At 70.5% G+C, this 22,376-nt stretch carries 17 protein-coding genes; 13 read left to right on the top strand and 4 right to left on the bottom strand.

Features of this window, described 5'->3' with window-relative positions:
- Window positions 1-152 precede the first annotated feature (152 nt).
- On the top strand, window positions 153-1,394 hold the full coding sequence (locus A3G1_RS0116485; protein WP_018350577.1) for a cytochrome P450: 1,242 nt from the start codon (window positions 153-155) through the stop codon (window positions 1,392-1,394).
- Window positions 1,387-2,316 carry a hypothetical protein gene (locus A3G1_RS0116480; protein ID WP_018350576.1) on the top strand — a complete coding sequence of 310 codons (930 nt, stop codon included), beginning with the start codon at window positions 1,387-1,389 and terminating at the stop codon, window positions 2,314-2,316. Before A3G1_RS0116485 ends, A3G1_RS0116480 begins: the two co-directional genes overlap by 8 nt.
- Before the next feature lie 7 nt (window positions 2,317-2,323).
- Here the strand turns inward: A3G1_RS0116480 and A3G1_RS0116475 are convergent, their stop codons facing one another.
- Together A3G1_RS0116475 and A3G1_RS0116470 are read right to left on the bottom strand one after the other, a co-directional pair.
- Window positions 2,324-4,984, bottom strand: coding sequence for a S8 family serine peptidase (locus A3G1_RS0116475; protein ID WP_018350575.1), 2,661 nt, complete (start codon window positions 4,982-4,984; stop codon window positions 2,324-2,326).
- A gap of 131 nt (window positions 4,985-5,115) precedes the next feature.
- Window positions 5,116-6,015, bottom strand: coding sequence for a hypothetical protein (locus A3G1_RS0116470; RefSeq protein ID WP_040478661.1), 900 nt, complete (start codon window positions 6,013-6,015; stop codon window positions 5,116-5,118).
- A gap of 122 nt (window positions 6,016-6,137) precedes the next feature.
- On the opposite strand from A3G1_RS0116470, the gene A3G1_RS41445 reads away from it, so the two are divergent.
- From A3G1_RS41445 to A3G1_RS0116445, 5 genes are all read left to right on the top strand, one after another.
- Window positions 6,138-7,898, top strand: coding sequence for a metallophosphoesterase (locus A3G1_RS41445; RefSeq protein WP_083936954.1), 1,761 nt, complete (start codon window positions 6,138-6,140; stop codon window positions 7,896-7,898).
- A 64-nt stretch (window positions 7,899-7,962) separates the two neighbouring features.
- On the top strand, window positions 7,963-9,126 hold the full coding sequence (locus A3G1_RS0116460) for an MFS transporter (RefSeq protein ID WP_018350572.1): 1,164 nt from the start codon (window positions 7,963-7,965) through the stop codon (window positions 9,124-9,126).
- Window positions 9,123-10,055 (top strand): TolB-like translocation protein, encoded by a 933-nt coding sequence (locus A3G1_RS0116455; protein WP_018350571.1) that lies wholly within the window; start codon window positions 9,123-9,125, stop codon window positions 10,053-10,055. Before A3G1_RS0116460 ends, A3G1_RS0116455 begins: the two co-directional genes overlap by 4 nt.
- Before the next feature lie 63 nt (window positions 10,056-10,118).
- The gene (locus A3G1_RS0116450) at window positions 10,119-10,739 is read left to right on the top strand and encodes a hypothetical protein (RefSeq protein ID WP_018350570.1); all 621 of its coding nucleotides are present in this window, start codon (window positions 10,119-10,121) and stop codon (window positions 10,737-10,739) included.
- Between the two features lie 40 nt (window positions 10,740-10,779).
- On the top strand, window positions 10,780-11,952 hold the full coding sequence (locus tag A3G1_RS0116445; RefSeq protein ID WP_018350569.1) for an aminotransferase class V-fold PLP-dependent enzyme: 1,173 nt from the start codon (window positions 10,780-10,782) through the stop codon (window positions 11,950-11,952).
- A 98-nt stretch (window positions 11,953-12,050) separates the two neighbouring features.
- On the opposite strand, the gene A3G1_RS0116440 is transcribed toward A3G1_RS0116445, so the two are convergent.
- The gene (locus tag A3G1_RS0116440; RefSeq protein WP_026212199.1) at window positions 12,051-12,980 is read right to left on the bottom strand and encodes a LysR family transcriptional regulator; all 930 of its coding nucleotides are present in this window, start codon (window positions 12,978-12,980) and stop codon (window positions 12,051-12,053) included.
- A 166-nt stretch (window positions 12,981-13,146) separates the two neighbouring features.
- On the opposite strand from A3G1_RS0116440, the gene A3G1_RS0116435 reads away from it, so the two are divergent.
- The gene (locus tag A3G1_RS0116435; protein WP_026212198.1) at window positions 13,147-14,565 is read left to right on the top strand and encodes an ATP-binding protein; all 1,419 of its coding nucleotides are present in this window, start codon (window positions 13,147-13,149) and stop codon (window positions 14,563-14,565) included.
- Between the two features lie 76 nt (window positions 14,566-14,641).
- Here the strand turns inward: A3G1_RS0116435 and A3G1_RS0116430 are convergent, their stop codons facing one another.
- On the bottom strand, window positions 14,642-15,757 hold the full coding sequence (locus A3G1_RS0116430; RefSeq protein WP_083936953.1) for a GDSL-type esterase/lipase family protein: 1,116 nt from the start codon (window positions 15,755-15,757) through the stop codon (window positions 14,642-14,644).
- A gap of 201 nt (window positions 15,758-15,958) precedes the next feature.
- Between A3G1_RS0116430 and sigK the strand changes: the two genes are divergently transcribed.
- The 5 genes from sigK (at window position 15,959) to A3G1_RS0116405 (ending at window position 22,292) form a co-directional block, all read left to right on the top strand.
- Window positions 15,959-16,537, top strand: a complete 579-nt coding sequence (sigK, locus tag A3G1_RS0116425) for an ECF RNA polymerase sigma factor SigK (protein WP_018350565.1) — start codon at window positions 15,959-15,961, stop codon at window positions 16,535-16,537.
- Window positions 16,537-17,232 carry an anti-sigma factor gene (locus A3G1_RS0116420; protein WP_018350564.1) on the top strand — a complete coding sequence of 232 codons (696 nt, stop codon included), beginning with the start codon at window positions 16,537-16,539 and terminating at the stop codon, window positions 17,230-17,232. The genes sigK and A3G1_RS0116420 overlap by 1 nt, the downstream gene beginning before the upstream one ends.
- 40 nt (window positions 17,233-17,272) lie before the next feature.
- The gene (locus A3G1_RS0116415) at window positions 17,273-18,733 is read left to right on the top strand and encodes a molybdopterin-dependent oxidoreductase (protein WP_425411387.1); all 1,461 of its coding nucleotides are present in this window, start codon (window positions 17,273-17,275) and stop codon (window positions 18,731-18,733) included.
- A gap of 45 nt (window positions 18,734-18,778) precedes the next feature.
- On the top strand, window positions 18,779-19,372 hold the full coding sequence (locus A3G1_RS0116410; protein WP_040478431.1) for a fasciclin domain-containing protein: 594 nt from the start codon (window positions 18,779-18,781) through the stop codon (window positions 19,370-19,372).
- A gap of 418 nt (window positions 19,373-19,790) precedes the next feature.
- Window positions 19,791-22,292 (top strand): collagenase, encoded by a 2,502-nt coding sequence (locus A3G1_RS0116405; protein ID WP_018350561.1) that lies wholly within the window; start codon window positions 19,791-19,793, stop codon window positions 22,290-22,292.
- Window positions 22,293-22,376 lie beyond the last annotated feature (84 nt).

The raw sequence follows: 22,376 nt of genomic DNA, 5'->3' as shown, positions 1-22,376 counted from the left end.
CCGAGTGAAAGTTACGACTGTGCAAGGGCTGTGCTGGGCTCTTGACCAACCGGCGGAGCTGTGATGATCTGATCGGCGGGCCGGCATCGGCCGAACGGACAACCTTGGTGCGCCTGAACCTCGCCCGAACCTCGCTACCCCTGGGGGACACAGTGGACACAGCGGACTCGGCCTCCGACGCGATCGCCGCACTGGCAGCCCTGCGCGACCGGTCCGGCTGCCCCGACCCCAACCCGCTGTACCAGGTGCTTCACCAGCACGGCGAGGTGCTGGAGCTGGCCGCCGACCGGCAGTACAGCGCGGTGGCCGTCAGCTACCACGCCTGCAACCAGGTGCTGCGCGACCCGGTCTTCCAGGTCGTCGACGCCGCGCTCATGGACAGGGGCAGCACGAGGTGGCGGTCCAGCGCCACGCTGAACGCCTTTATGGGATCCATGCTGTTCAGTAATGGGCAGGACCATTCCCGGGTGCGCAGGCTGTTCGGGCAGGCTTTCACCCCGCGCCGCATGGCGGCACTCGAGCCGGCCATCGCCGCGATCACCGCCAGGCACCTGGATAAACTCGCAGAGCTGGGCGCTGACGGCGCACCGGTGGACTTCATGCTGGAATTCGCTTTCCGGGTGCCCAGCGACGTCATGGGCGAACTCGTCGGGCTCCCGGAGGCCGACAGGGAGTGGTACTACCCCCGTGCGCTGGCAATTCACGGCGCGCTTGAGCTGGGTGGCACGGGTGATCCGGATGTTATGCGCCGCGCGGACGAGGCCACCACCGAACTGACCGGCTATTTCACCGACCTCGTGAAGGAACGCCGCGCGCATCCCTGCGACGACCTGATCAGCAGCGTGATCGAGGCCGGCGAGGGCCTGATCTCCGAGGCGGAGCTGATGGCCAACCTGGTCGTGCTGTTCAACGCCGGGTTCGTCACCACCACACACCTGCTCGGCAACGGGCTCGGCCAGCTGTTCAAGGAGCCGCAGCACCTGGCGAGGCTGCGGGCGCACCCGAAGCTCGCCCCGGCGTATGTCGAGGAGTTCCTGCGCTTCGAGCCGTCCATCCACTTCGTCGCGCGGTGGGCCGCCGAGGAGGCTGAGGTGGCCGGCGTGCGGGTGCCGAAGGGCGGCGGCGTGCTGGTCCTCCTGGGGGCCGGCAACCGTGATCCGCGCAAGTACGAGCACCCGGACCTCTTCGACCCCGACCGCACGGCAGCGCAGCCGCTGTCGTTCAGCGGCGGGGCGCACTACTGCCTCGGTGCCGCCCTGACCAGGATCGAAGCGGGTATCGTCGTGCCCATGCTGCTGGAGCGCTTCCCCGCCATCGCGCCCGCCGTGCCGCTGGCCGGGCGCACGCACCTGGCCCTGCGTGGATACCCGGCGCTGCCGGTCACCCTTGCTTGAGAGCCACCTGCTCCTGCTCGGCCTCACGGCGGCGGAGGCCACCGGCTATCTGCGCCTGCTGCGGGCAGGCGGTGCGATGGAAGACCCCGATGGTGTACCGGGTGAGCTGGTCGACCTGGGTCTCGTCACAGTGGACGGCTCCCGGGTCACGGCGGTCCCGCCCGATGTCGGCCTCGCGATCCTCACCGGCCGGCGGGAAGCGGCCATCGCGGCGGCCCAGGAGGCCGTGACAGCCGCGTACGCCGACTATCGCAGGTCCAGGGACGCCGAGCCCGGGGCCGGCCTGGTGGAGACCGTCACGGGGGCCGCGATCCGCCAGCGCATCCGGCAGGCAGAGGACAGCGTGACGGCCGAGATCCGCCGGTTCGACACCCCGCCGTACCACTTCCCGGACGTGGAGAACGACGTCGAGCTGGCCCACCTCGCGTCGGGCATCCGGTACCGGGTCGTGTACGCGGCCTCGGCGCTTGACCGGCCCGGGTACCTCGACCGGAACATCGGCCCGTGTGTCGCCGCCGGGGAGGCCGCCAGGCAGGCCGCCTCCCTCCCGGTGAAGATGACGCTGGTCGACGACCGGATCGGCCTGCTGTCCCTCGCGAGGCCCGACTGCGAGCCGGTGCTCCTGGTCGTCCGGCCGTCCGGCATCCTCTCCGCGCTGGCCGGGCTGTTCGAGCTGACCTGGCGGCCGGCGGCCCCGCTCTACCCGGCAGCGGCCCCAGCCGCACCCGCCGGGCTGCTCCCTGCGGACCGGCGGCTGCTGGAGCTGCTGGCAGCGGGTACGACTGATGATCTGATCATTCGTGAGCTGGGCCTGAGCCGGCGCACTTTCTATCGCCGGCTGCAGGCCCTGATGGCCAGGAGCGGTGCGGTGAACCGCATGCAGCTGGCCCTCGCCACCCACGAAGCCGTCAGCGGGCGCTGACGCCGGGCTACAGCGTCAGAGTCCAGGTGTCTATCCGGCCGATGTCACCACCTGCCGTGTCCTGCACCCGTAGCTTCCACGTCCCGTTGCGGACCTCGGCTGAGGCGTTGACGGTGTAGGTCTTGTGGATGTCGTGCGTGCCACCACCTGCCTTGTTGTGCAGGAGGTAGGTGGTGCCGTCGGGCGCGACCAGGTTGACGACCAGGTCACCCTGGTACGTGTGCACGATGTGCACCTCGGCCGTGGACGTCGCCGACGCGTTGCCCGCGCAGCCCGCGATCACGATCGAGCTCTCCACAGTGGTGTGGTCGGCGATGTTCACGTCGGTGGCGCTGGTGCCGGTGCAGCCGGCCGCCACCGGGTCGGCGACGGAGCCGCTGGCCACCAGGGCGTAGGTCTGCGGGCCGTTCGGCACGTTGAAGCCACGGACCCGGACCGTCCAGACGCCAGCCGCCGGGTTCTGGATGTAGACGTTCTCGACGTTGTTCCGCCGGTCGGCGTTGCCGCCGGCCGTCGTCCAGCCGTTGGCGAAGACGTTGCCCCGGTACACGGTGCCGTTGGGGGCGACGAGTTCCAGGTCGAGGTCGTTGACCAGGGTGACGGCGGCTGCTGCCGCTGCCTCGCGGTCGGTGTAGGCCATGCTGACCCGCAGCGGCTGGCCGGCCGCGACCTGGTAGCGGACCTCCCGCGTGTTGCCGGTGGCCAGCCCGGCGCCCTCGTCCACGTACTTCGCTGTGCCGGCCGTCGCGCGGTCGAGGTTGATCCGGCCCCAGCCCTCGTGGTTGTTCGGGATCGGGAAGTCGTTGTCGTTGACGCCGTCGTTGTTCTCGTCGAGCAGGTCGTCCGCGCTGTTGATCAGCGTGGCCTTGACGAGCGCCGCGCTCGAACCTGCGTGGTTGTGGTGCTTGTTGTAGAAGTCGCGGACGACGACAGCACCGCTGGCCGCGATCGGGTTGGACATCGAGGTACCGCTGAAGTACTTGTACTGGCTGCTGACCGGGAACCCGAACCCGTCGTCCTGCCAGGTGTTCCCACGCGGATTGCGCGCGGCGTCGTAGCCCTCCTGGTACTGGTCGGAGTACCCCGACACGATCCACGACCCGGGCGCGACGATGTCAGGCTTGATCCGGCCGTCGTTCGTCGGGCCCCGGCTGGAGAAGGCCGCCATCTGCTGCTGGTTGCCGGCCTGCGGATCGTTGCTCAGCGGCGCGACCGGGTAGTCGCCTGGCCACCAGTCGCCCCAGCTCGGAATGGGGTTCTGGCCGTTGAGCTGGGCGCAGGAACGGTTGCCGGTCGTGTTGATCTCGGTCTGCCGGGTGGGCAGGTACCGCAGGTTACGGTCGCAGGGGTAGTCAGCGCGCTCGTTCTCCGAGGCGCCGACCGTGATGACGTTCTTCGCGGTGGCCGGTGAGCCGATCGAGTCGTTGTCGACCACCCCGTCACGGTTGGCGTCGGCACCCTCGTTGCCGGCCGAGAACGTGATGGTCATGTCCCGGTGGCCGTTCACGAACGCGTCAGCGGCCCGGGAGTTCTCGGTGTACGTCCCGGCCTCCGCCGCGCCCCAGGAGTTGGCGTGCACCCGGGCACCCAGGTCGTATGCCTGCTGGAACAGGTCACCCAGGGCGTCGGGCAGCCCGAACAGGTAGTAGCCGTCGTTGTACTCCAGCGCGCACTGGCCCTGCATGTCGACGTACTCCTCGACAGCCTGGAACACCAGGCGCGCGGCCGGGGCCCCGGACCTGCCGATCCCGTTCGCGTCACCGTCACCGACGACGGACACCGCCACGTGGGTACCGTGCCCGCTGTTGACGTCGGCAGCGTTGTCGCCGATCACGTCGTAGCAGCCGATGGCGTCGGGCTTCGTCCAGCTCCGGATCGCGGTGACCCGGCCGGCCGGGATGTCGGCGTGCGCCGTGGCCGCCGTGCCGCCGCCGATGCCGGTGTCGGCCACCGCGGCGATCTGCGTCGAGCCGTCGTAGCCGCGCGCGCTCGCTGCCGGGATCCGGATGATCGTGCCGGCGGACTCGTTGTGCTTCTCCTGTACCGAGAACTTCTCGACCCAGCCGCTCTCCTCCAGGTTCACCAGGCCACGGACCTGCTCTGGGGTACCGGCGACGAGCACGGAGTCCGCCGACTCGCGCACGATCACCGCCCCGGACCCCACCGCCAGGTCGCGGATCGCCTTGGCGTCGGCGCGGCGCTCCACAGTGAACCGGTAGACGCCGGGCTTACCCGACTCCAGCTTCTCCTTCGCTGAGGGCGCGACCTTCCAGGACGGGTCGAACCGCCCGGCGTACCTGACGGAGGCCAGCCGCCCGATCCTGCGTGCCTGCCCGGGCGTGGCCCGGACCTTGAACGCGAAGTCGGGGATGTACTCCAGCAGCTCGGCACCGGTCGCCGTGATCTCGCGCTTCCAGTCCTCCGTGACCGGGCCCCTGCCCTGCACGAGGTAGCTGCCCGGCTCGCCGGAGTCGAGATCCCGGCCGGCCAGGCCCTGGATCTTCGGCACGCTGGCCTGGCCGGGGACGAAGGTACCTGACACGAGGTGGATCGGGGCGCCGGTGGTGCCGGCGCTGGCCGGCCAGTTCGGCAGGCCGAGCGCCGCCACGGCGAGCGTGGCAGCCGTGAAGGCTGTCGCTCCCCGGCGGAGGAGGGGTTTTCTGTTCATGAGGGGCGTTCCCGTCAAAGGAGGGATGGAACTGACGGGAGCGTAGGCGCGCCCTGATCAAGAGCGCCTGAATCAATACTTAACGAATTCTCAGTAACATTTCCGTTCCGTCCAGCGCGCGACCGGACAGGTCAGATCCACTTCAGGGTGACGGCACGGCTGGCGAGCTGGAAGCGGCTGACCGCACCGGCCCGCGTCATCAGCACTTCGAGACGGTTGTAGAGGGTGCGCCGCCCGACGCCCAGTTCCTCGGCGATCCGGTCCTCGTGAGCGTCGGCGATCAGCAGGGCCAGCAGTACCCGGTCGTCGGCGCACAGCGGGCTGCCCGGCCGGTAGAACGGCCAGCCGGCCGCCCAGCACTGGTCGACCAGGCCCACCAGGGCGGACAGCAGGCTGCCGGGCCGGACCATCAGCATCGCGCGCATGTCGGCGGTCTCCGCGATCGTCTGGCTGACGAACGCCACCTCGTCGTCGACGACCTTCACCTTGACCGGCAGGCTGGGCAGCATCCGCGCCTGCTCGCCGGCTTCGATCGCCGGGATGATGTTGCCGCGCAGGTACCCGGGCAGCAGCAGCGACCCGGCGGCGTAGATGCCCTGGTACCGGACGCCGCGTGCCAGGTTGGCCATCTCCTCCCGGTTCGGCTTGGACGCGGCGTAGTGCGGCGGCGAGTCCAGGTACCGGATGAGCGAGACGGCCTCCCGTTCGGCCTGTTTGGAGCGTTCACGCATCACCTGCCCGGTCAGCGTCTCCGCCAGGCCGGACGGCGCCGGGTGCTCGTGGGCGTTGCGGACGGCGATCCTGGCCCTGGCCAGCTCGGCGGCCCGCTCGTGGGTCAGGAGGGCGAGGGCCGCCTCCGGGGGTACCGGGAGGAGAACGGCACCCGCGTGAGCCGCCAGGCCCAGGGTGACCAGGCGATCGGCCTCCGCGGCCTGCGGGGCGGCACCCCCCAGGAGCGAGAGATAGGCGGCCGCCGTTGCGCGGGGCAGGCCGAGCAGCGTCAGCGCCTCAAGTGTCCCCTGTGCGTCCACGCTGATCTCCCTGGTGTTCACCTGCGGGTCCTGCACATCCGTGCCAATGGCAGCTGGATGCACCGCAGCCTAGCGACGACCGGATAGAACGTCGCCACCCCTCACTTTCTGGAGGCACACCGATGAGAGCTAGACACACCGTGGCGGGCGCCGCGGTGGCCCTGCTGGGCAGCGTGCTCGTGGCCAGTGCGCCGGCCGGCGCGCAGCAGCCACAGCAGGCCGCCGTGGCGGCGCAGGCGGACATCGTGGTGGCTGTGGCAGGCGACATCTGCGGCGACTCGTGCGCGCAGACCGCCTCACTGGTCACCGCCATGAACCCCGCGGCCGTCCTGATCCCCGGCGACCTGGCCTACGAGGACGGCACCCTCGACGAGTTCAACGGCGACTACGACGCCACCTGGGGCGCCTTCAAGGACAAGACCTACCCGGTACCCGGCAACCACGAGTACCACACGTCGGGTGCCGCCGGGTACTTCGACTACTTCAACGGCGCCGGCCAGTCCACCGGCCGGGCAGGCGAGCGAGGCAAGGGCTACTACAGCTTCAACCTCGGCGACTGGCACATCGTCGCGCTGAACAGCAACATCAGCATGACGGCCGGCTCCACCCAGGAACAGTGGCTGCGTGCGGACCTAGCGGCGAACACGAAGCCGTGCACGGCCGCGTACCTGCACCACCCGTTGTACACCCGGGGCAGCCACAGCCCGAGCACGGCCACCCGGCCGCTCTGGCAGGCGCTCTACGACCACAAGGCTGACCTTCTCTTCGCCGGGCACGACCACAACTACGTGCGCTACGCCCCGATGAAGCCGGACGGCACGCTCGACAACACCAACGGGCTGCGCGAGATCCTGGTCGGTACCGGCGGCCGGGGCCTCTACGGCTTCACCAACTCCTCGGTGAACGTGCAGGCCAGCAACGACAACACGCACGGCGTGCTCAAGATGACGCTGAGCCCGACCGGGTACAGGGCCGACTTCGTGCCGATCGAGGGCCGGACCTACACCGACACCGTCTCGGGTACCTGCCACAAGGCGGCCCAGACGCCCGACTTCTCGCTGTCGGCCAGCCCGGCGGCTGTGAACGTGCAGCCGGGCGCCTCGGTCACCAGCACGGTCAGCGTCGGCAGCCTCGGCGGTTTCTCGACGCCGGTCACGCTGGGCGTCTCGGGCCTGCCGGCCGGCGTCACCGGTACCTTCGCCGCCAACCCGGTCACGCCGGGCAGCTCCTCGGGCCTCACCCTGTCGGCCAGCGCGTCGGCGGCACCAGGCACGTACGCGCTGACCGTCACCGGTAACGCCGGTGGCGTCACGAAGACGGTCTCGCTGACGCTCACCGTCGGCGGTACCGGGCCGGGCGTCGTGTTCAGCGACGACTTCGAGACGAGCAAGGGCTGGACGGTCAACCCGAACGGCACGGACCAGGCCACGTCCGGCCGGTGGGAGCGTGGCGACCCGGAGTCCACGTCCTCCAGCGGCGCCAAGCAGCTCGGCACGACGACGAGCGGGGTGAACTGCCTGGTCACCGGGCGGCTCGCCGGCAGCAACGCCAACAGCTACGACATCGACGGCGGGGTCACCAGCGTGCAGTCGCCGGCGATCGCGCTGCCGAGCGGCACACTGCGGCTGACGCTGCGGTACAACTTCGTCTACAGCGGATCCAGCAGCGACTACTTCCGTGTGAAGATCGTTGGATCCACGACGACGACGGTGGTCAGCAGGACGGCCAGCGGCGGTGACATCGACGGGACCTGGACGTCGGTCACCTTCGACCTGAGCGGCCACGCGGGCCAGAACGTCAGGATCCTGGTCGAGGCCGCCGACGCCGGCGGGTCCAGCCTGGCCGAGGGCCAGGTCGACGACGTGAAGATCGAAAGGCTCTAGGTTGTACCTCGCGTCCAGCCGACGGCTGGCGTCCCCCGGGCAGGGGGGCGCCAGCCCGGCGCGTGTGCCCGGCACCGTGATCGGCCTGGGCATGGTCAGCTTCTTCACCGACGCGTCCTCGGAGCTGGTCGCGGCGTTCCTGCCCGTGTACCTGCTCTACGGCCTCGGCGTGAGCTATGTCCAGTTCGGACTGCTCGACGGGCTCTACACCGGGGCGACGGCGGTCCTCAGGCTGGCAGGCGGGCACCTCGCCGACCGGCTGGCCAGGCCCAAGGCGATCGCGCTGGCCGGGTACGGGCTGTCGGCGTTCACCAAGCTGGGTTTCCCGCTGGCCGGTGCCTCCGTGGCCGGGATCGGCGGGCTGCTGGCTCTCGACCGGGCGGGCAAGGGCATCCGTACCGCGCCACGGGACGCCATGATCACGGCGGCGAGCGATCGCGGCTCGCTCGGCAGGTCCTTCGGCGCGCACCGTGCGCTCGACACGGCCGGCGCGCTGGCCGGGCCGCTGATCGCCTTCGCGCTGCTCGCCTGGGTGGGCAACGCCTACGACGCGGTCTTCGGGGCGAGCTTCTGCCTGGGCCTGGTGGGCGTCCTGATCCTCGTTTTCTTCGTACGGGACGCACCGGCTCCGGTCGTGCGGCCGAAGGTCAGGATCCGCGAGAGCGTCAAGCTGCTCAGTACCCCGGCCCTGCGGCGGATCACCCTGTGCGTTGTCGTGCTCGGGCTGGCCACCGCCGGGGACGCGTTCCTGTTCGTCGCGCTGGCCAAGCAGGGTGGCGTGCCGGGCAACGGGCTGTCGCTGCTCCCGCTCGGTACCGCCGTGATCTTCCTGCTCTGCGCGGTCCCGGCCGGGCGGCTGGCTGACCGGCTCGGCAGGTGGCGGGTGTTCGTGGCCGGGCAGCTGCTCCTGGTCACGGCGTACGGGTGCGTGTGGCTGCTCACCGGCTGGGCGCTCGTGCCCGTGGTCCTCGCCCTGCACGGCCTGTACTACGCGGCCACCGACGGCGTGCTCATGGCCCACGTCGGCGGGCTGCTCCCCGAGCACCTGCGGTCCAGTGGCATGGCGGTTGTCCAGGCCGGCCAGGCGCTGGCCCGGATGGCGGCGGCCATCACGTTCGGAGCCCTCGCGCAGGGCTGGGCGCTGGGCCCGGCCTTCGGGGTCTTCGCCGCGGCGCTGCTGGCCGCCACACTGTTCAGTACCCGAGCGAGCAGGAGCGTAACCCCGTGAACCGCAAGACCGCCGGAATCCTGGCCATCACAGCCGTCCTCGTCCTCGGCGGCGGGTACGTGGCCTGGTCGGCCTGGCGCCAGTCCCCGGCCTCGGCAGCGGGCGGGCTCGACGTGACGAAGCGCGGCTCACTGCTGTACGTCGGGGCCGACGGCCGGGTCGCCCAGCGCGCCCAGAACGGGACGACGACGACAGGCGACCTGCGCTGCCTGCGCGTGTACTCGGCCGGCGGCACCACGAGCTGCATGCGCACCGTCGCCGTACCGGCAGGCTTCGAGACCGTCGTGCTCGGCAAGTCCCTCGAACCGCTCCGGACGATCCGCGTGGACGGCACCCCGAGCCGGACCCGGGTCTCCGCCTCCGGCCGGCTGGTCGCCTGGACGGTGTTCCGTACCGGCGACTCCTACCAGCCTGGCCGGTTCTCCACGACGGCCGGGATCTACGACACGCAGTCCAAGCGGCTGTACGGCTCGCTGGAGGACTTCGCGCTCACGATCGACGGCCAGCCGTACGACAAGCCGGACGTGAACTACTGGGGCGTCACGTTCGCCGCCGACGACCGCACGTTCTACGCGACGGTCGGCTCGGGCGACCGGACGTGGCTCCTGCGCGGCGACCTGGCGACCCGGAGCCTCACGTCGGTACGGGAGAACGCCGAGTGCCCCTCGCTGTCCCCGGACGGCACGCGCGTGGCGTACAAGAAGAAAGACCAGGACGGGCAGTGGCGCCTGACCGTGCTGGACCTGAAGGCCGGGACGGAGACCCCGCTCGCCGAGACGATGAACATCGATGACCAGCAGGTGTGGCTGGACAACGCGACCATCGGCTACGGCAGGCCGCAGAACGCCGGCGTCTACGCCGTGCCGGCCGATGGCAGCGGCGCCCCCACCCTGGTCCAGGCCAGGGCCAGCTCGCCGTCACCTTTGTAATCCACGTGTGCCTTCTGCTCGTTTTCCCTGCGCAAGGCCTGTTCGCTGTGTGAGCATCGGGGCATGTGGGAGATGAATGCAGGCGTACCCGCCGAGTTCGATCTCGTCTGGCGGGGGTACGACCGTAAACAGGTCGAGCGGAGTTTCGCGACCCTGGAAGGACAGCTCATCGAGGCGCTGGCCGAACGAGAACTGCTGGCCGGGCTCCCGGCCGAACTCGCGGCGGCGAAGCTGGAGCTGGAGTCCCTGCATACCGAGCTCGACCGGCTGCGAGCCGGGTCGACCGACGCGGCCGACTCCCGGGTGCTCAGCGTCAAGATGGAGGCCATCCTGCACATGGCCGAGCAGGAGGCGGCCCGGATCAGGACCGTCGCTGCGGCCGAGCTGGCCGAGGCGCGCCGGGAGGCCGAGGACATCCGCGCCGACGCCAACGACCGGGCGCTGCTGGCCCGCCGGGACTTCGAGCTCGCCCTGCGCTCGCGCCGGGAGAAGGAGAAGCACGCCGACTACGTGCTGCGGGTCAGCGCCGAGTCCGAGGCGGAGGAGATCCTGCGGATGGCGAGGGCCGAGGCTGCCCGGATCAAGGACGACGCCAGCCGCCACCGGCACCGCGCCGTCCCGCAGGCGCCGTCCTTCCTGCGCTGGATCGCCAAGCGCCGCCGGGCGGCCAAGGCCTGGGCCTGAGAGGTACCTGGCTGCGCCGCCTTCCACTAACCTTGCCCCCATGAGCCTGCCGGAGAGCGTCTTCACCGACCCGCCAGCCGCCGCCAGCGGCGTGTTCCTCGACAGCGCTGGCTCGTCCCTCCCCCCGGCCGCCGTACTGGACACTGTGCACGCCCACCACCGCCGCGAGGCCGAGATCGGCGGGTACCGGGCGGCCGAGGAACGCTCCGCGGACTACGCGGCCGCCCGCGCCTCGGTCGGCCGGCTGATCGGCGCCCCGTCCGAGGCGATCGCCTTCACGGACTCGGCGACCCGCGCGTGGACCCAGTTCTTCTACAGCCTCCCGCTGGCGCCCGGCGACCGGATCCTGCTGTCCGGTGTGGAGTACGCGAGCAATGCCATCGCCGCCATCCAGCGTGCCAGGCAGACGGGCGCGGCGGTCGAGTACATCCCGGCCGACGGGCACGGCCAGCTCGACCTCGAAGCGCTGGAGCGGATGCTCGACGATCGGGTGCGGGTCGTGTCCCTCGTGCACGTGCCGACCAACGGCGGCCTGGTGAACCCGGTCGCCGAAGCCGCGGCCCTCGCCAGGGCGCACGGCGCGATCGTGCTGCTCGACGCGTGCCAGTCGGCGGGCCAGGTGGCGCTCGACGTGGACACGCTCGGCGTCGACGCGCTGTCCGTCACCGGGCGCAAGTGGCTGCGGGGCCCGCGCGGTACCGGCTTCCTCTACGTCCGCCCCAGCCTGGTCAAGGAGCTGGAGCCCCCGGTCCTCGACCTGCACAGCGCACAGTGGACGGCCCCGCTGGACTACGAGCTGGCCCCGGACGCGACCCGCTTCGAGCTGTGGGAGGCCGACGTGGCCGCCCGCCTCGGCCTGGGCGCGGCGGTCGGCCACCTGCTCGGCCTGGGCATGACGGCCGTGGAGGAGGCGGTCGCCAGTGGCGCTGCGTACCTGCGCGCCCTGCTGTCGGAGATCCCCGGCGTGACCGTCCAGGACCGGGGCGAGCGGCAGTGCGGCATCGTCACGTTCACTGTGGACGGCCACACGCCGGCCGAGGTCAAGGCGGCACTGCGCGAGCAGGACATCACCCTGGTGACCAGCAGGCGGCCGTCCACCCTGATCGACATGACGGAACGCGGCATCGAGGCGATGGTCCGGGCCTCCCCGCACTACTTCGTCAGCCGGGCCCAGCTGGAGACGATGGCGCGGGCGGTCAGGGCTCTCGGTTAGAGGTCCTAACTTCATGGCGGTGGTGCCATGGCGAGGTCCTGGAATCCTGCGCAGTCCGGTCGTCTTCTGGGGCCGCCAGAGCGCCGCCAGTCATGGAGTTAGGACCTCTCGGCGAGCCACTGTGCGTACCGGGGCCTGGTCGTCGCCAGGTCGTGGTACCACCGGCTCATCCTCGGCACCAGATCGTCCGACCGGCTGCCCAGTGGCCCGTCCGCCCGCCACACCACCTGGATCCGCCGCCACACCGGCGTACCGGCGAGCGGCCGGATCGCGTGCAGCGGCCCGTCCCAGGACAGGGGAGTGGCCAGCGTGACGTACCCGGACTCGGTCACGAACTGCTTGGCGAACACCGAGTCGGTGGTCTGGTGCCGGATCCGCGGCGCGAACCCGGCCGCCGCGCAGGCGTTCCGGAACACGCTGTGCAGCCCGCTGTCGTCCGGCGGGCTCGACACCCACGAGGCCTCGGCCAGGTCCCCCAGCCGTACCTCGTCCCCGGCGGCCATCGGGTGCGCGGCCGGCAGCGAGGCGAACATGGGCTCCACGCTCACCAGCACCCGGCTGACCAGCTCGGGCGGCACGGTGAACTCGTGTCCCGGATACTCCCGCAGGACGGCCAGGTCGAGCTGCCCGGCCCGCACGAGCTGCGCCAGCGCGACGGTCGAGGTGTCGGAGTAGCTGGTCACGTCGGGGACGCCCAGCGCGACCTCCAGCCCGGACAACGGCAGCCCGGGCGCGATGCCGACCCGCAGCTGCCGTGGCCGGCCGGCGACCGGGGACCGGCCACGGTTGAGCCGGTCCAGCTCGCCGAGCACGGTCCTGGCCCGGTCCACCACGTACCGGCCGAAGGGCGTCGCGACCGCCCCGGCCGAGGTACGCGTGAACAGCTGCCCGCCGAGCTCGCGCTCGATCCGGGCCAGCTGGGCCGTGACGGACGGCTGCGGTAACCCCAGCCGCTGGGCAGCCCGCGAGATGCTGCCGGACTCCGCCACCGCCAGGACCACACGCAGATGGCGTAATTCCAACTGCATGGCGCGGATGCTAGTACCCGCCGGTAACTGTGATCAAGACCTCTTCCGGCCGGCCCGCACCAGGTACCCAAGGCCTGGAAAGCGCGGCGGGCGGGCATCGATGCTCTCATTCTCGATAGTATCGGCTGAGATACTCTCCTCCTTGAGAGTATCGAGGAGGCTGGCGATGCACGGGTTTGTGGGCAGGGAGCGCGAGTTGGCGATCCTCGGCAAGATGCTGAGCCGGGTCCAGGCGGGTGGCCGGGCTGATCGCCCTGGCCGGGCCGTCCTGATGCGGGGCAGGCGCCGGGTCGGCAAGTCGCGGCTCGTCGAGCGGTTCATCGAACAGGCCGGGGTGCCCAGCGTGTTCTTCACCGCCTCCGCCCAGCCGTCGATGGCCGCTGACCTGGCACTGTTCGTGCAGGCGGCGGGCCGGTCGGACCTGCCGGGCGCCGGGCTCTTCCGTGACCAGGCGCCGGCCACGTGGGACGCGGCCCTGGAACTGCTGGTCGCGGCGCTGCCCGCCGACCGGCCCAGCATCGTCGTGCTCGACGAGATGCCCTACCTGATCGGCAACGACCAGGGCTTCGAGGGCACCCTCCAGAAGATCTTCGACCGCGAGCTGTCCCGCAAGCCAGCGCTGCTGATCTGTGTCGGCTCCGACCTGGCCATGATGGAGGCCATCAACACCTACGGCAGGCCGTTCCACCAGCGAGGCACCGAAATGGTCATCCCGCCGCTCAGCCCGGCGGATGTGGCCAGCATGCTGGAACTGCCAGCCGCCGAGGCGATCGACGCGTACCTGGTCTCCGGCGGCCTGCCCCTGATCCTCGACGAGTGGCAGCCCCGGCAGCCCGTGCTGGAGTACCTGGCTGAGGCGGTGACCGATCCGACCTCGGCACTGCTCGTCAGCGGCGAGCGGAGCCTGGCCGCGGAGTTCCCGGCCGAGTCGCAGGCCAGGCTGGTGCTCGGCGCGATCGGCTCGGGGGAGCGGACCCATGCCACCGTCGCGCAGGCGGCTGGCGGGATGCAGCACGGCACGCTGGGCCGGGCGCTCCAGATCCTCAAGGCCAAGCGGATCGTGGACGCCGCGTTGCCGCTGTCGGTGCGGGCCTCCCGTGAGACCCGGTACACAGTGGCCGATCCGCACCTGCGGTTCTGGTTGCCGTTCGTCGGCCCGCACCTGCCGGAGATCGAGCGCGGCCGGGGCGACCTGACGCTGGAGCGGATCCGGGCGTCGTGGACATCGTGGCGGGGCCGGGCCGTCGAGCCAGTGATCCGTGAGGCGCTGCGCCGGATGACGGGTGAGCTGCCGGACGGTACTGCTGTCATCGGCGGGTACTGGACCAGGAACAACGACCCCGAGGTCGACATCATCGCCGCCGACCGGGAGCCGATCGCGAAGAGAGTCACGGCTGTGGGCTCGATCAAGTGGCTGGAGAACCGGCCGTTCGACCTGCACGACGCCGGGCGGCTGCTGCACCACCGGCCGCTGGTGCCCGGGGCTGACGCCACGACTCCGATGATCGTCGTGTCGCGCAGCGGCGTCACAGTGGACGGAGTACGGGCATACGGTCCGGAGGAGGTGCTCGCCGCGTATCGCTGAGCGAAGCGGAGGACGGAGCGGCCGGGGTGCCCGTTCGGGGCACCCCGGCCTTATCCCGCCTCCCCAGCAGGTCCGGTCACACGGTCAGGCGCATGCCTTCGACGCCAGCGCCGGCCGTGTTCAGGCACTTGTAGTTGCCCGGTGCCGAGGTCCCGAGCAGGGTCAGGCAGCGCGACAGCGCCTTCTGGCCGTACGCGTTCGGGTGGAAGGTCTCCTGCTGGCGGCCGTCGGAGTCGTTGTACCAGAACTCGCGGACCCACTCGCTCGTCCGGTCGGATGCCGGGTGGGCCGAGTCGACCCGGTACCGGCCACGGGCGCAGATCTCCCGCCCGTCGAAGGCGTCGCGCAGGTCGAGGAACTCGGTGCCGTTGCCAGCCGCCAGGGTACGCAGCTCGGTGCTGAGCTGCGGGACGAGCCGGTCGCGCACCCAGGTGGCGTCGGCGCTGGTCACCGGGCAGCCCATGTTCCACCGGGTCCAGCCGGAGTCGGAGTAGCGGATGTTGAAGCCGCGCGGCACCGGCGACGGGTACGCCTGGAGCACCAGCCGGTAGTCGGTGTCCGCGTGCCCGCTGGCCCGCATCACGTCCCGGATGGCCTGGATGCTGCTGGCGACCCCGGTCCGCATGGCCGGCAGTTTCGCGTTCACCTGGGACTGCTGGTAGCTGGAGCAGGACGAGCCCCAGAACCAGTCCTCGATGCACCCGGCGATGATGTCGCCGAACCCGAGGTCGTTGCCGCCGACCGACAACACGACCATCTTGATCCGCGACGTGCCGGCGAGCGCGGCGAGCTGGTCGATCTGCGGGGCCTCGCCCTTGTACGGCTGGCCGCCGCGCGAGGCTGGCAGCACGTTCTGCGAGGTGGCCCCGGAGCAGGCCAGGTTCACGACCCGGTCGACGCCGAGGGACGCGCCGGTCACGGGTGCGATGTCGGAACGGTGGCAGCCAGAGGCGAACGTGCTGCCGTAGATCCGGGTGGCGTCGGCGTTCGTGCCGTTCCACGAGCGGTCGGTGCCGCCGGAGCCGCCGGTCGTCGTGTCGCTGTTGCCCTGCCAGCGACCGGCCTCACCAGAGATGTAACTGTCGCCCAGCGCGACGGCGAGCGCCGGGACCGCCGCGTGCGCCGGAGCGGCCTGCACGAGCATCCCGGCGGTGGCCACGGCCACGGCCGCCGCCCAGAGTCGTCGTCTCATTCGCGTGCCTCCCAGAGGGGTACCGGTTGAGGGTTACCGGTTGGTAGGGGTGGTACGGCACAGGCTGCCGAACCGGGCACTGTGAGGACAACGAAAGCCGCGGAGGCGGTATGACGGGCCATACTGAATTCCTGGCGGCCATCCTCATCTGGCCCGGCTCCGAACACCCGGTACCAGAGGTCGGCGAGCGAGGAGTCTGACGTGCCGGAAGCTGTCCCCAGCCCGTTCGCGAGCCATCGCGGGCCGCCACCGGAGGACCTGCTCGTGGCGGTGGCCCGGGGCGACGAGGCCGCGTTCGAGGCACTGTACGAACTGGTGGCCGGCAAGGTCTACGGGCTGTGCCTGCGCCTGCTGCGCGACCCGGCGCAGGCGGAGGAGGCCGCTCAGGAGGCGATGGTGGAGGTGTGGCGGACGGCGAGCCGGTTCGATCCCGGCCGGGGTACCGCGACGAGCTGGGTTCTCACCCTCGCGCATCGCCGGGCTGTCGACCGGGTGCGCTCGGCGCAGGCCGCCACCGACCGGGAGCGGAAGGCCGCCGCCGGCGAGGTTCCCGCGTACGACGAGGTGGCCGAGGCCGCAGCCGGGAATCTCGAACGCCAGGCTGTCCGGCGCTGCCTCAAGCGGCTGACGACCGTCCAGCACGAGGCGATCGGGCTGGCCTACTACGGCGGCTACACCTACCGTCAGGTCGCTGACCTGCTCGGCATTGGCCTGCCAGCCGTGAAGACCAGGATCAGGGACGGCCTGATCCGGCTGCGCGACTGCCTGGAGGTGTCGTGATGGCCGCCGATCACGAGATCCACACGCTGGTCGGTGCCTATGCGCTGGACGCGGTGGACGATCTCGAACGGGTGGCTGTCGAGCGGCACCTGGCCGTCTGCGAGGCGTGCGCGGCCGAGGTGGCCGAGCTGCGCGCCACCGCAGCCCGCCTCGGTGCCGCCGCCGAGCAGGCACCCCCGCCAGCCCTGCGGGTCAATGTGCTCACCGAGATCCGCCGGACCCGCCAGGCCCCGCCCCGGCCGTCGTTCCGTGAGCGCACGGCCCTCCGGCGCTGGGCGGCAGCGGCCGCCGCGGGGCTCATCCTCGCCACCGGCGTGACGGCCTACGTCGTCCAGGACCGCCGGATCGACCGGCAGGAGGCCACTGCGACGTCGATCCGCGACGTCCTGACAGCCTCCGACGCGAAGGTGATCGTGCAGGAGGTCCAGGGCGGCGGGCGGATCTCGGTCGTCATGGCCCCGAGCCGGGCCGAGGCCGTCGTGATCACGACCGGGCTGCCCGAGTCCGGCACCAGGACCTACCAGCTGTGGACGATCCGTGGCGGGCGGCCCTCGCCGTCGGACCTCGTCCCGCCGGGGGAGAACACCCAGCTCCTGCGCGGCTTGGCCAGCGTGGAAGCTCTTGGCATCACCAGGGAACCGGCCGGCGGCTCGCTGGTCCCGACCCTGCCCGTGCTCTCCACAGTGCGTCTGTAGTCAAACCCATCCTTCTCGTACCCGGCACCGAATGCCGGATATGAGAAGCAGGGGAGCACTCGCGGGCCTGGCCTGCGCGGCGCTCGCGCTCGGGGTGGCCGAGCTGGTGTCGGTGCTGACCGGCCCGCGTACCAGCCCGCTGGTCGCGGTCGGCGGCGCGGTGGTCGACGCGACGCCGGAACCGGTCAAGGAGTTCGCGATCCGTACCTTCGGCGCGAACGACAAGAACGCACTCCTGCTCGGCACTGGCCTGCTGCTGGCGGCCTGTGCGGCGGTACTCGGGACGCTGGCGGTGCGCCGTCCGCTCGCCGGGTACGCGGGCCTCGGCCTCTTCGGCCTGCTCGGAGCCGTGGCGGCCCTGACCAGGCCGGGAGCCGGGCCGGCTGCGGCGCTGCCCTCGCTGATCGGGGTGGTGGCAGCCGCCGGGGCGCTCCGGTTCACCCTGCGCTCGGATGGGCCACAGTGGAGGGTGGACCGGCGCGGCGTACTGATCGCTTTCGGTGCCGCCGCGCTGGCCGGCCTCGCGGGCTTCAGGCTGGCCCGGCGCGACCAGCCGGTCCTGGCGCTGCCGGAGCCCGTGAGCGCCGGCCCGGCCGGCACCGACATGAAACTCCCCGAACTCACCTCGTTCGTGACCCCGAACGACACCTTCTACCGGGTCGACACGGCTCTCGTCATTCCCCGGCTCGACCCGGGCACCTACCGGCTCCGGATCACCGGCATGGTCGGCCGGCCGCTCACGCTCACCCTGGACGACCTGCTCGCGCGGGGCCTCGTCGAGCGGGAGATCACCCTGACCTGTGTGTCCAACGAGGTCGGCGGGGAACTGGCTGGGAACGCGCGCTGGCTCGGAGTACCACTGAGGGGTCTGCTCGGCGAGGCACGGCCGCGAGCAGGGGCAGACCAGGTGGTGGGCAGGTCCGCCGATGGCTGGACAGCCGGGACGCCACTGGCGGCCTGCCTCGACGGCCGCGACGCGCTCCTGGCCGTGGGCATGAACGGCACGCAGCTCCCGCCGGAACACGGCTTCCCGGTGCGCATGATCGTGCCGGGCCTGTACGGCTACGTGTCGGCCACCAAGTGGCTCACCGAGCTGGAGCTGTCCACTTTCGCCGCCTTCGATCCGTACTGGGTCCGCCGTGGCTGGGCCGAGCAGGCCCCGATCAAGACGTTCTCCCGGATCGACACACCCCGCCCGTTCGCGCGGCCCAGGGCCGGCCTGGTCACCGTGGCCGGCGTCGCGTGGGCACAGCGGCGCGGGATCAGCCGGGTACAGGTACGCGCGGACGGCGGCGCGTGGCAGGAAGCTTCGCTGGGGACGGTCGGCTCGATCGACACCTGGCGGCAGTGGGCGTGGCGATGGGAAGCCACGCCCGGCCGGCACACGCTCGAGGTACGGGCTGCCGACACGGCCGGTGAGTTCCAGCCCGGGGAGCGGCGCGCGCCGTTCCCGGACGGTGCGACCGGCTGGCACGCGGTGGTCGTCATGGTCAGCGCCTGACACCACCGGCAAATCAGACAACTCTGACCCGTCAAGGAGATCGTCATGCGACGCGCATTGCTCAGTGCTGCCCTGATCCCGCTGGCCTTCCTGCTCCCGGCCTGCTCGTCGGAGCCCAGCGAAGCCCAGCCGTCCGCCGTGCAGTCCACGACAGCGGGCTCCGAGGCGCCGTTCGGCACGGCGTGCGCCGCGGTGCCCAAGGACGGCGCGGGCTCGTTCGCCGGGATGGCCAAGGATCCGGTGGCGACGGCGGCCAGCAACAACCCGGTACTGTCCACACTGGTCGCTGCCGTCACGCAGGCCGGCCTCGTCGACACGCTCAACGGGGCGAAGGACGTCACGGTGTTCGCGCCGGCCAACGACGCCTTCGCGAAGATCCCGGCGGCGGATCTCCAGGCTGTCCTCGCCGACAAGGACAAGCTCACCAAGATCCTGACTTATCACGTGGTCGGGCAGAAGGTGACTCCGGCGCAGCTGGGCACGGCTGGCCCGTTCACCACGCTCCAGGGCGGCAAGCTGACCGTCACCGGCGGCGGGACGGACTTCACCGTGAACGGCACGGCCAAGGTGGTCTGCGGGAACGTGCGGACCAGTAACGCCACGGTCTACATCATCGACACAGTGCTGATGCCGATGTGATGTGACTTCAGGCAAGTGACCTCACGGAAGTGCGGACGTCGCCGGATGTCCGCACTTCCACCCTCTGGCCCGAGACGGTGGCTGTCGCGGCCGGGCGTCACGGTCAGTGAGATGACGGGCGAATGGACGGCCATAAGCAGAACTGATGGCCTGTCATCAGCCAAAATGATGGTCCGGAGTGGACCGTCTGGCCGAGTCCAGATGGTGATCTGAGTGGATATTACGGGCGCTGCGCATCGAGTTGATCACGCGCCGTTTCGCTGTCCGTAGTTAATAATTAACCCTATGAATTCACATGCTTCGACGCCTTGCCCGCCTTAGTAAGGTGTGACACTCTTCACCTCACGCCTCACCCGTCCCCCCGAGGCGTGCCGGGCCGGTCCCCTCCGGACCTGGCTAACTCCACAGAGGAGTGTCGATGCGTAAACCCCTCACGCTGCACCGCATCCTGGGTGCGTCCGTGGCGGCACTTGCCGTGGCCGGCGCGCTGGCGTCGCCGGTACAGGCCGCCCCCGGCACCGCGCGGGCAGCGGCGCCGACCCCGGTGAAGGCCGCCGAGCAGCCAGTGCTCGGTGCCGTCGATCCCGGGCACGCGCACAACGTGAAGCTGACCACCGACAAGCGCCCGCCGCAGGCCTCGTCGTCGGAGCAGCTCCGGTCTGACTACAGCAAGCCGCAGCCGCGCGGCCTGGCAGCCACAGCGGCGGCCGCGCCGTGCAACGCCGCGGACTTCGCGGCCAAGACGGGCGCCGACCTGGTCGACTACATCAAGTCCGTACCGGTGACCTGTACCTACACGCTCTTCAACCTCCCGGAGAACCAGGCGAACGCCGTGTTCCGCGAGGCGAAGATGGTCACGGTCGCCGACGCGTACAAGGCCAGCTCGGCCGCCTACGCCGGCGACAACTCGGGCAGCACGCTCCAGCTCGTCATGTTCCTGCGCGCCGGGTACTACGTGCAGTATTCCTACCCGGACGCCACGGGCGCGTACGGCGCACCGCTCAAGACCGCCATCCGTGGCGGCCTCGACGCGTTCTTCGCCAACTCGCACATGCTCGACGTGAACGACGCGCACGGCCAGACGCTCGCCGAGTCGGTCATCCTGATCGACAGCGCCGACGAGCAGGGCCGGTACCTGAACGTCATCAAGAAGCTGCTGAACGCGTACAACAGCTCCTACGACGCGTACTACTACATGAAGACGGCCGTCAACAACGTGTACACCCCGCTGTTCCGGGGGCACCAGAACGACGACTTCGTCAACGCCGTCATCGCCGACCCGAGCGTGATCGACACCCTGAACAGCTTCGCGCTGGGGCACCTCGACCTGCTCGGCACGGACCGGAGCTACCTGACCTCCAACGCCGGCCGTGAGCTGACCCGCTTCGTGCGGCACTCAGCACTCCAGGCGAAGGTCCGGCCGCTGGCCAAGGGCCTGCTCGGCGCGAGCTCGATGACCGGCCCGACCGCCGCGCTGTGGGTGGGCGTCGCCGAGAACGCCAGCTACTTCGACAGCGCCAACTGCGGCTACTACGACGTGTGCAACCTGTCGCAGAAGCTGACCGACGCCGTGCTGTCCGTGCGGCACACCTGCTCGCCGACGCTGAAGATCCGCGCCCAGGAGATGACGGCAGCCCAGCTGGCCGCCACCTGCCAGAGCCTGGCCAGCCAGGACGCGTACTTCTTCAACGTGGCCGGCACGAACACCCCGGTCGCCAACGACAACAACACGTCGCTGGAGGTCAACGCGTTCAACAGCAGCGCGGACTACAAGGCGTACGCCGGCGTCATCTTCGACATCGACACCAACAACGGTGGCATGTACCTCGAGGGCAACCCGGCCACGCAGGGCAACCAGCCGCGCTTCATCGCCTACGAGGCGGAGTGGCTGCGTCCGGAGTTCGCGATCTGGAACCTCAACCACGAGTACACCCACTACCTCGACGGCCGGTTCAACATGCACGGCGACTTCTCCGCCGGCATGACCACGCCGACCGTGATGTGGGTGGAGGGCTTCGCCGAGTACATCTCGTACTCGTACCGCAACGAGGTCTACAGCCGGGCGGTGACCGAGGCCGGCAAGAACACGTACCCGCTGAGCACGCTGTTCGACACCACGTACAACAACTCGGACTCCACGCGGGTCTACCAGTGGGGCTACCTGGCCGTCCGGTACATGCTGGAGAAGCACCGGCCGGACGTCGTGACCCTGCTCGGCCACTACCGGACGGGCAACTGGGCGGCGGCGCGGACCCTGCTGAAGACCACGATCGGCACCCGCTACGACGCTGACTTCGCGTCCTGGCTGGCTGCCTGCGCCTCCGGTGGCTGCACGAACACCAACAAGGCACCGGTCGCTGCGTTCGACGCCGCGACTTCCGGCCTGACGGTCACCCTGACCGACAAGTCGGCGGACGCCGACGGCACCATCGCGTCGCGCTCGTGGAACTTCGGCGACGGCCAGACCTCTGCCGCCGCCAGCCCGTCGCACTCCTACGCCGCCGCCGGGTCGTACACGATCACCCTGACGGTGACCGACGACAAGGGCCTGTCGGCCACCGCGACCAAGACGGTCACCGTGGCTGGCCTCCCGCAGTGCGGCGCGGTGGACATCCGTGAGCTGGGCAAGAACTGCCAGCGCAACGGCTTCTCCGCGAACAAGGGCGACCTGGTCTACTTCTACGTCTACCTGCCGGCCGGGGTCACCACCCTGACCGTCACGACGTCGGGTGGCACCGGCAACGCCGACCTGTACTACAACTCGGGCGCCTGGGCGACCCGGACGAAGTACAGCGCCCGGTCGGTCACCGCCGGCAACGGCGAGACGCTGACCGTGAAGAACCCGTCCGCCGGGTACCGCTACGTCAGCCTCTACGCGACGGACTCGTTCTCGAACGTGAGCATCGCGACGCAGTTCTAGGAATCCTCGCAGTGCACAGGAATCCTTAAGTGAATCGAGACGGCCCGGGGCTCGCACCCCGGGCCGTTCAGCAGTTATTGATGG

Origin of the sequence: Longispora albida DSM 44784, assembly GCF_000379825.1 — a bacterium.
Lineage (GTDB): Bacteria > Actinomycetota > Actinomycetes > Mycobacteriales > Micromonosporaceae > Longispora > Longispora albida.
This window is presented reverse-complemented; position numbering and strand designations above follow the sequence as displayed.